The organism is Anaerophaga thermohalophila DSM 12881 (assembly GCF_000191885.1).
In the GTDB taxonomy this organism is placed as follows: domain Bacteria; phylum Bacteroidota; class Bacteroidia; order Bacteroidales; family Marinilabiliaceae; genus Anaerophaga; species Anaerophaga thermohalophila.
In genome coordinates this window covers 1-9,811 of the sequence record NZ_AEWI01000063.1, presented here as the reverse complement: position 1 = coordinate 9,811, position 9,811 = coordinate 1, and the positions used below count along the sequence as shown (strand labels likewise).

Sequence of the window (9,811 nt, the reverse complement as noted above, 5' to 3'; positions counted from 1 at the left end):
TTCAAAACAACAACGAGTTTGGCAACAAAGATGCTTTTTAGACTGGACTCACAAATGATTTGATACAACTTTTCCCGACTTTATAGACAGGCACTAAATAAAGACTTGATAATTTATTGCATGCAAGTTCCATTCGGCAACCAACTTAAACCAATTTTATACTGATGAGTTATATCAAAACGACCATCCGCGTTCAGCCTGTGGATACTGTAGCATGTGAGATACTGATTGCCTGGTTGAGCGAATTAGGGGACGCTTCGCTTCTCAAAACAAAATCTTCCTATAACATCATTTTGGCAAATATTAACAGGAATATTCTGATGGAAGATATGCCCCACTACAACCATGCACTGAAAAACAACGGATATGTGCTTTTGAGTGGTTTCTACAAAGAGGATTTTGAAAAAATTGATAATATAGCCCGGTCGCTGAAGTGGAAACATCTTTTGACAAAAGAACAGAACAATTGGGTGGCTGTATCGTATAGAAAAAAGTAAAAGTTTATCGGTGAGTCCGGTCTATTGTTATTAAAAAATGAAGCAATTTTACAACTTCCTCCAGACAATTCCACGTGACAAATACCGTTTTGTTTTGCTTGTTTTCTTTTCTTTAATACTTAATTTTTCCTCCGGAGCTCAGGAAAAATATTTCTCCCCTGCAGGTCAGGCAGGATATTTTGAAAAAATAGAAACCATTTTCAAAGCTTCATCAGAACGTAAAAGAGCCGACGACTTTTTGGACCAATTTGAAGAATTCTGGCAGTCACCCTCGACTCCCGAAGAAGTCAAAGAAACAATTATCGAAATATCAGACCTGTTATACGAAAAAAAGGCAAGAGCTTTCCCCGATTACCATTTGTTTCTCACCACGATGCAGTCCTTTGTTGAAAACGACCAGACCGGCCGGAATTTTCTGGTCTGGAAAGAGGCTGCCGTTACATTATTGAATCAACCACGGTATTATACGCGCCACTTTGTTGCACTGCTGAAAACAACCAAAGGTATAATTGATGAATGTAAAATCTTCAGCACTTCAGGCACCGATTGGTACTCAAGAAACCCGAATTATACATTCAGATTCTCGGAAGATACCCTTTATCTGGAAATTGAATCGACAAAACTGGCCTGTCATGCCAGAAACGACAGCATCGAGGTTTTCAATACCGGCGGAGAATTAAATATCCTTTCCGGGATGTGGTACGGAAAATCGGGTAAAATAACATGGGAAAGAAGTGGATTCCCGGAAAACAAGGTTTATGCAACTTTTGATGAGTACACTATTGACATGAACGCATCCGACTTTACCATTAATAATGTTACTTTTTACAACACATATTATTTTAACAGCCCGCTTAAAGGAGATTTAAAACACAAAGTAATGTTTATCCCTGAACCTTCAGTCAGCAATTACCCCCGCTTTACATCATACGAACAGTTTTTCCAAATCAATAACATCCATCCGGACATTCATTACAAGGGAGGTTTTTCACAGCAAGGTGCGAAATTTCTTGGTTCAGGAACCAATGAAAACCCGGCTACCATAAGTATTTACAGAAATGACAAACTGTTTATCAGTGCAAAATCGCTTGTTTTCTCACTCCGCGAAGATGAAATATTGAGCCGCAAAACCGAAACAACCATTTATCTCGATACAGGGCAGATTCATCATCCGGGACTGGAATTTAAATACATGGTTCCCAGTGAAGAACTATATCTTATTCGGAGCGGGGAAGGCATCTCTAAGAGTCCCTTCTTCGATACTTATCACAAAGTTAGTATTGATTCAGAAGTGCTTTACTGGAACCGTTCTTCCAATTATATGGAATTGCGCATGCTTCCAGGATCGGCGAATAATTATTCATTTTTTGAATCGCTGAAATATTACCGTGAATCCTTTTTCAATAAACTGCAAGGGATGGATGCCGTGCACCCGTTATTCGGGCTGCGAAACTGTTTTTACAATAATAATCAGCAGCCTTTCACGGCGGAGCAGTATGCCCGTTTCCTGAACATGCCCCTGAGCCAGGTACGGCAGCAAGTGCTTCAATTATCGTTTCACGGATTTGTCGACTATAATCCGAATACAGATACGATAAGGGTACAAGAGAGGCTTACTGACTATATTCAGTTCAGGATGGGTAAAAAGGACTACGATGTCATTCGTTTTAAATCGGTAACACCAGGAAACACGCCAAATGCCCGTTTCGACCTGAGAAATTATGATCTGGCCCTGAACGGAGTTGAAAGCATATCCATCAGCGATCATCAGAATGTTGTTTTCCGGCCAAGAAACCAGCAAATAACCCTTAAGTACAACCGAAATTTTAGTTTTAACGGTCACATTCTTGCAGGGATGATTGAGCTCTTCGGAGACGGATTTTTCTTCTCCTATGACAATTTCCGTATCGATATGACAACCATAGACTCTATGCGTATGAATATTGGCAGTGACAAACTGGATGAGTATGGTCGGCCAATGCTTCGGCCAATTGATAATACAATTGCCGGACTTTCCGGATATTTGAAGATTGATACCGCCAATAACAAATCGGGTTTGATAGATTACCCGCATTTCCCGGTGCTGGTCAGTAATAAAAATTCGTACGTGTATTATGACCGACCTGATATCCAAAATGGGGCTTATAATAAGGAAAACTTTTATTTTGAACTGGACCCATTTGAAATAGACAGTCTGAACGAACTCAACCGTAAAAACATTGTCTTTAGCGGAAAGCTGAAAAGCAACATATTCCCTGTCATTGAAGACCAGCTTGTGGTAAGAAATGATTATTCTCTTGGTTTTGTTAAGCAGTCGCCGCCCGAAGGCTACCCTGTCTATCAAAACAAGGCTACCTTTACACATAACATCGATTTAAGTAACAAGGGGCTTAAAGGCGAAGGTCGGCTCGATTACCGGAATACTTCTTCCGAATCAAAAGAATTTACCTTTTTGCCCGATGAAACAAAAGGGATAGCACATAGCTTTAATATTGAGCCTCAAACCACCGGAGTTGAATATCCGGATGTACAGGGGGAAAATGTACAGATCAATTATCTGCCGGATGAAGATAAGCTCCTTGCCAAACAAATTGACGATCATTTTAACATTTTCCGGCAAGAGACTTCTCTTGAAGGTGATTTAACTTATACCCCGAATGGTTTGCAAGCCAAAGGAAAATTATATATGCCTACCGCCAACCTGATATCCGACAAGATGGATTTAACACACCATGCCCTGATGGCTGATAGTGCTGATTTCAACCTTATTGGTGGTGAAGATATGGAAGGCGTTTCATTTAAAACCAATAATCTTGCTGCCCGGCTGGATTTTGAAGAAAGACAGGGCCGTTTCAGATCAAGAGATATTGGTAATATAGTGGAATTTACAGATAACCGCTATATTGCCTACATCACTGAATTCTCATGGAATATGGATGACAATGACATATATATGGGAGCCAGTGGTTCAGAAGGCAACCGTTTTGTGTCGACAGACCGCCGGCAGGACTCTCTCGATTTTATTGCCCCGCTTGCTGTATACGATATGGAATCGAAAACCATTAAAGCCAGCGAGGTATCAAATCTGGAAGTTGCCGATGCCAACATTATTCTAAACGATGGTATTATCAACATCCATGAAGATGCTGAAATGGACCCCCTCGATTCCACGCTTATTCTAATCAACGATTCACGACATAAATTCAAAAATGCACATGTTACTATTGACGGGAAATATGCCTACCAGGGGTATGGAGAATACGACTTCATAAACGGAGATAACAAGACCTATACGATTAACTTTCATAACATCTCGGTAAATGATGACCACCACACTATTGCAGAAGGAAAAATTTCAGAAGAAAAACTCTTTACTTTTGACCGCCACTTTGCCTTTAAAGGAGATGTTAATTTCCTTGCAACGGATCAATACTTAACCTTTGACGGTGGTACCCAACTGTTACACTCCTGCAGGCGGAAAGGGCCACAGGATTTCGTCAGGTTCGAAGCTCAAATCAATCCTTTTGATATACAAATTCCCATTAAGGAAAGAACGCTAAACACCGACATCGAAGAATTAAGCCATCATTTTTACCTTCAACTGGATTCAACCCATATTTACAGTGCTTTTCTTGAAAAAAGCAAGCGCATTAATAATTTGCCTGTCATCGAAGCACACGGCCTGTTAAGATACAACAAAGAATTAAGCAGCTTCGAAATAGCCCAAAAAGAAAAACTCGCCCGACCCGATTCTGCCGGTAATATTTTGCGTTTTCATAGTGAAGATTGTATTGTCAGCGGTACCGGAAAACTTGATCCCGGACTCGATCTGGAACAGGTAAAGCTGCACGCATCAGGTACTATTAAAGATGACCGAAACTTTAATGAGATAGAACTTGACGCATTATTTGGAGCATCTTTCATGCTGGATAACAACAGCATTCAAACAATGGCCAATATCATCCGGGGTTCAAAAGCAAAGGATGCAAAACCGGATAAAGAAAAACTGGAAAAAAGATTACGAGAATGGACCAACAGCAAAAAAGCAAAAGAGATAGCTGACCTTTTGCAGCCAACGACCGATCTTACTGAAATACTGCCGGAACATATCAAACATACCCTCTGTTTTACCGACATTCATTTCAAGTGGGACACGCCATCGCGATCCTATTATGCTGATGGAAAAGCAACACTCGGATGGATTAAAGGCCAGGCTATTGCCAAAGAAGTCGATGTAAAAGCCTTAATATCAAGAAGCAGAGGCGGCAATTCCTTCGAAATACACATTCAGGCAGATAACGATAACTGGTTCTTTTTCAGCTATAGTAATGAAAAAATGCTGATTCTATCCTCGTCCGAAGCATTTAACACAGGAATACAATCATTGGATATTGACGAAAGAAAAATGAAGACAGGTCTTGGTCAGGATAATTATGTGTTCCAGATCGGGAACAATAATCGCCTCAAAAAATTTATGGAATTCTTTGAAGAACCGCTCCCCGAGGAAAATGATGCCATCATAGATGAAAAGGAAGAAGCACCTGTTACAGAAAATCCTGCAGATGAACGGGATACAGAAAATGACGCTAATAAAAACGAAATAAACAATGTAACACGAGAAGCACAGGAAGACTGAACCCTTTCCCGAACATCCGCATTCAGATTACATCGTCCGATTTTTAAAAATTACATCTGTATAAAATTTATTTATTAAAGTCTGATGGAACCCGCATGATTGAGATTTATACATGTCCTTTTGTGACAAACCTTGTCATGCTCGTTTCATCAAATTGAGGCAAAGAAAAATAGAATACAGAACCAACACCGGGAGTAGATTCGAGCCATATTTTTCCCCCCATCATTTCCACATGACCCTTACAAATGGCAAGTCCTAAACCTGTACCACCGTAAGTGCTTTTAACATTGTTATCGGCCTGAATAAACCGTTCAAATATCTTTTCCTGTTTGGCTTTGGGTATGCCAACACCTGTATCTCTGACAAAAAACCGGATATTGCCGTCATTTTCCAGGTCGTAACCAAACTCAATTTCTCCTTCGGAAGTAAACTTGAAAGCGTTACCAAGCAAATTAATGAATATCTGTCGCAATTTCAGTTCGTCCGTTTGCAAAAAAAAGTCATCCTGCATTGGCTTTGCCACTTTAAGCGTGAGGCCCTTTTCTTTAACGCGGGATTTAAAAATGGTATACAACTCCGATAATACCTCGTTAAGGTTGACCGGAGCAATATTGATCTTTTCCTGACGTGTTTCAATGGCCGAAATGGTTAAAATATCGTTTACAAGCTCGAGCAACTGACGTCCGCTGTTAACAATAATCGAGGTAAATTCCTTACGGTCTGTCTCGGTCAGATAATCCATCCCGAGCATTTCCGAAAAACCAATAATTGCATTCAGCGGCGTCCTTATTTCATGCGACATATTCTGAAGAAATGCCGTTTTTAACTTTTCACTTTCTTCCGCTTTTTCAATAGCTGCACTCAGATCCTCATTAATGCTTGATAACTCTTCATTCATCGAAAGATATTCTTCATTCAGAGAAGCATACTCTTCATTTTGTTGCGCCAATAATTCCCGGCTTTCCTGAAGAGCCGTTTCAGCCAGTTTTTGTTCGGTTACATCCCGTCCTACGCCAATAATTTCATTAATTTCTCCTGTTTTTTCATCAACAATTGCGGTACCGTTCCAGGAAATCCATTTCCACCCATCCCGGGTCATGGCACGTTGTTCGACGGTTACCTGATATGGAGGCTGTGTCAATTTCTTCATAGCCTCAGTGATTTTTTCTCTATCCCCGGGATGCACGAATGGAAGGAACTTTTTATTTAACAATTCCTCTTCCGGTTTTCCAAAGAGTTTACAATACGACGGGCTGACATACAAAAAATACCCTTCTTTATCCACTTTCACAACAAGGTCGCTTTGGTTTTCAACGAGCAGCCGGTATTTTTCTTCACTCTTCTTTAGTCTCATTTCGGCATTTACCCGTTTTGTAATATCGGAAAAAATAGTTGCGAAACCGTGCGTTCCCCATGGAGCAACAGAAATTTTAAAATGCCGGTCTGACTGTTCAAAATACGCTTGAAAGATGTGTGGTTTTTTAGTTTCCACTACCTTCTGGAAATCTTCAATGTAAAGAGCCTTCCCGAATAATGTTTTCGCATCTGTGCCAACAACATTTTTCCCGGATATCCCTGTCAGAAATAAAAAAGCTTCATTTACCTCAAGAATCCGGTAATTTATAGCATTACCAGCATCATCGTATAACATTTCATAAAATGCAACTCCTTCCAACATGTTGGAAAAAAGAGACATGAATCGCTCCTGACTTTCCCTTAGCTGAAACGAGTACCTTTCTATCTGTTTTTCAAGCAGGTAACGACGATTGATCATGAACATGAAAAAAGCCGAAACAACCAACGTCAGCAACAGACCGATAATAAAAGCCGAAAAGAAGGCGTTATTACTGTAAACATCAAAAAAGCCGGGACCGGGAACTACAACTATCTTATATACCTTGCCAAAAAAGAAATCAAGAAACTCATACGACAATTCATTCTCCCTTTGATAAAAAATCCGGAAAAAAGAATTTTGTCCCTTTTTTAGCATGTCATCGCTATCTACCTGATAAAAAGCAATCTGATAATATTTATCGACGCCCGAATTTTCTTCCGAAATACTCTCGACCAGATTATCCAAATCCAGCGAAAGAAACACAAAACCATTCGTTCTATGCTTATTATTTTGCGTCCGCAAAAACAACTCCACATATTGGTGTTCATTAATTCTATAAGCGTTTGTTGCAGATATAAGTCCGGTATAAAGTGTTTCAAGAACCGGAGTAAGTCTGAGTGTATCTTCTTCCAGAGCTGCAGGCCCATAATTCATAATTTCTGCAGAATAAGGTACCTTATATTCGACCGAGAAGCCATCATTTGGAATTTGACGAACCCAACCGGCACTATTCACAAAGGAATAATTGACTATCTGACGAACATAATCCGCATATTCATCCCGAGTCACCTTTTCACTGACTGAAAATAACTTAGCCATTCCGGACAATGAATGACGAATCATATCCATTGTGCGGGCAATAGTTACTCCTCTTGAGTAAGCCGAATGGGAAAAGACTGCCTGCTGATATCTTACGCTTTCCGTTTGCGATATTTTGGCCAAATACAATGTAATTATCAAACCCGCAATAAAAACAAGGATTCCTTCCCAGTATCGAAAGTTTTCTTTGCTAAAAATTCCCTTGTTTCGTACTTTTTTTTGTTGGGACAAACGAATACCCAAAATCACAATAATTAATAAAGAAAAAGTAAGGGCAAGAGGCAATAATTTTACACGATGAAGGTGCCAATTCCATTCGTCAGCAGGAACACTTATACCGACAATCATCAACACATCATTCTTTTCAAGATTGAAGAGGGGAACATAACAGCTTACATTTCTTCCGAACTCCTTATTATCCGGGCCAACAAACTGCATACTTCTGTCCGTTAAGACCTTATTCAGTATTTCTTTTCGGCCAGAATACTCATTCCCCGGTACAATATAGGAATCATCTTCCGGGCCTTTACTCGTCGGTCCGAAATAAAACCTGCCATCTCTTTTCCTGAGCGTATAGATATCCTCTATGCCCGTAAGTCTTGAATAACTTTTTAACTGATCGCTAATCCGCGAATAATAAACAGATGATTCATCTTTTTCCGTAAATGATAAATGTTCTATCTGTTCCGGATGAAATGAATTGGTCAGATTTATTGATAAGTCTATCAGAGACTGCTTCATGGCAGTTTCCTGTGAACGAAAAACATCATTGGTCACCAGCCAACCAACAAAAATTATCAGCAAAACAAAAAGAAAAGACCCCCATTGACGAACCCAGCCGTAAAACAATTCGTCTTCATTTTCATAAAAAGAAGTCGCATCTCCTCTCTGTCTCTTTCTTCTCTTAAAAAAACAAAAAAGAGATAACTAAAACTCCCATTAAAACAAAAACAACATCAATATATTTTATAAAATAGAGCATTAAAGACTCTTTTTTGACCAAACAAACATTTTAAGATTATCTAAAGTATACATTTTTGTTATATTTTCAATCTTGATATAATAGAAAAATAAACAACACAATTTCATCAGTATAAAATTAGTCTAAGTTATTGATCTGATGGAACTCGCATGTAAGAGTTTTATACATGTTCTTTTGTGGAAAACTTTGCCATGCTTGTTTCATCAGTATAAAATAAGTCTAAGTTATTGAAATGGTGCAACTTATTATTCTTTAATTGATTTTAGATTCTTCGCTCCGCTCAGAATGACAAACAGCTAAAGTTGAGGCTGAGGTTGAGGTTAAGGTTGAGAATTCACCACAGATGACACAGATGAACACAGATTATTTATTGGCATCAATAAAAATCACATTTTAATATGTTTGCTTTTTTTTTTTTAGATTCTTCGTTCCGCTCAGAATGACAGACTGTCTAATGTCATTCTGAGGAGGTAACGACGAAGAATCTGTTACCTGTTTTTGGTTTCTTAGATGATTAGAGGTTAATTATACATGTTCTTTTATGACAAACCTTGTCATGCTCGTTTCATCTAAAATCTAAAATCTAATAATCTATTAATCTATTAAGGCAATCTTTGCCATGCTCATTTCAATTTATTAAAAGAACTATGCCATACAACAATGTTTACAAAAGGGATTTTTCATCAGAGTTACGTTTTTCAGCATCAAGAAGTGGAGGTGCAGGCGGGCAAAATGTGAACAAAGTTAATACAAAGGTAGAATTGCGCTTTTCAATCCCGGAATCTTCAATCCTGTCAAACAGAGAAAAAGAACTGCTTACGTCAAGACTTTCGGGAAAACTCACATCAAAAAATGAACTGGTTATCACAGCCGACAATCACCGGTCGCAGTTAAAAAACAAAGAAGAAGCTGTCAAACGTTTCTATTCTCTCATAAGATGGGGTCTGCGGACGGTAAAAAAAAGAATACCAACCAAACCCTCAAAAACAGTCAAAGAAAAGAGACTTGAAACGAAAAGAAAACATTCTGAAAAGAAAAACAGAAGACGGTGGGATATTTAGAGCTGCATTTTGCTCATACTTAATGCAAAATTTTGCCGGGACAAAAATTTGACGGGTCGGAATGGACTTTCTTTGCGGAGCAAAACAACAGAGACGAACAGCAGGTTTGCTTTACGAAGAATTCGCCACTCCTTTCGGCGAATTGAAGTCCGGCCGCTCCATAAAAAAAGCCGCTCCGGTGTTCCGGAACGGCTTTCTTCT

Annotated in this window: 4 protein-coding genes; 3 read left to right on the top strand and 1 reads right to left on the bottom strand. The window is 39.1% G+C overall.

Annotated elements, in window-relative coordinates:
* Positions 1 to 164 precede the first annotated feature (164 nt).
* Positions 165 to 497 carry a 50S ribosomal protein L11 methyltransferase gene (locus tag ATH1_RS0114615; protein ID WP_010422651.1) on the top strand — a complete coding sequence of 111 codons (333 nt, stop codon included), beginning with the start codon at positions 165 to 167 and terminating at the stop codon, positions 495 to 497.
* Positions 498 to 534: 37 nt separating this feature from the next.
* Complete coding sequence (locus ATH1_RS0114610; RefSeq protein WP_010423240.1) at positions 535 to 5,133, top strand: hypothetical protein; 4,599 nt, start codon at positions 535 to 537, stop codon at positions 5,131 to 5,133.
* Positions 5,134 to 5,239: 106 nt separating this feature from the next.
* Here the strand turns inward: ATH1_RS0114610 and ATH1_RS0114605 are convergent, their stop codons facing one another.
* A complete protein-coding gene (locus ATH1_RS0114605) occupies positions 5,240 to 8,416 on the bottom strand; it encodes a sensor histidine kinase (RefSeq protein WP_010423238.1) in 3,177 nt (1,058 codons plus the stop codon).
* Between the two features lie 780 nt (positions 8,417 to 9,196).
* Between ATH1_RS0114605 and arfB the strand changes: the two genes are divergently transcribed.
* A complete protein-coding gene (gene arfB / locus ATH1_RS0114600) occupies positions 9,197 to 9,610 on the top strand; it encodes an alternative ribosome rescue aminoacyl-tRNA hydrolase ArfB (protein ID WP_010423236.1) in 414 nt (137 codons plus the stop codon).
* Positions 9,611 to 9,811: the final 201 nt, after the last annotated feature.

Coding starts and splice junctions, on each gene's coding strand:
- ATH1_RS0114615 (WP_010422651.1), top strand. CDS start 165: ATGAGTTATATCAAAACGACCATCCGCGTTCAGCCTGTGGATACTGTA.
- ATH1_RS0114610 (WP_010423240.1), top strand. CDS start 535: ATGAAGCAATTTTACAACTTCCTCCAGACAATTCCACGTGACAAATAC.
- arfB (WP_010423236.1), top strand. CDS start 9,197: ATGCCATACAACAATGTTTACAAAAGGGATTTTTCATCAGAGTTACGT.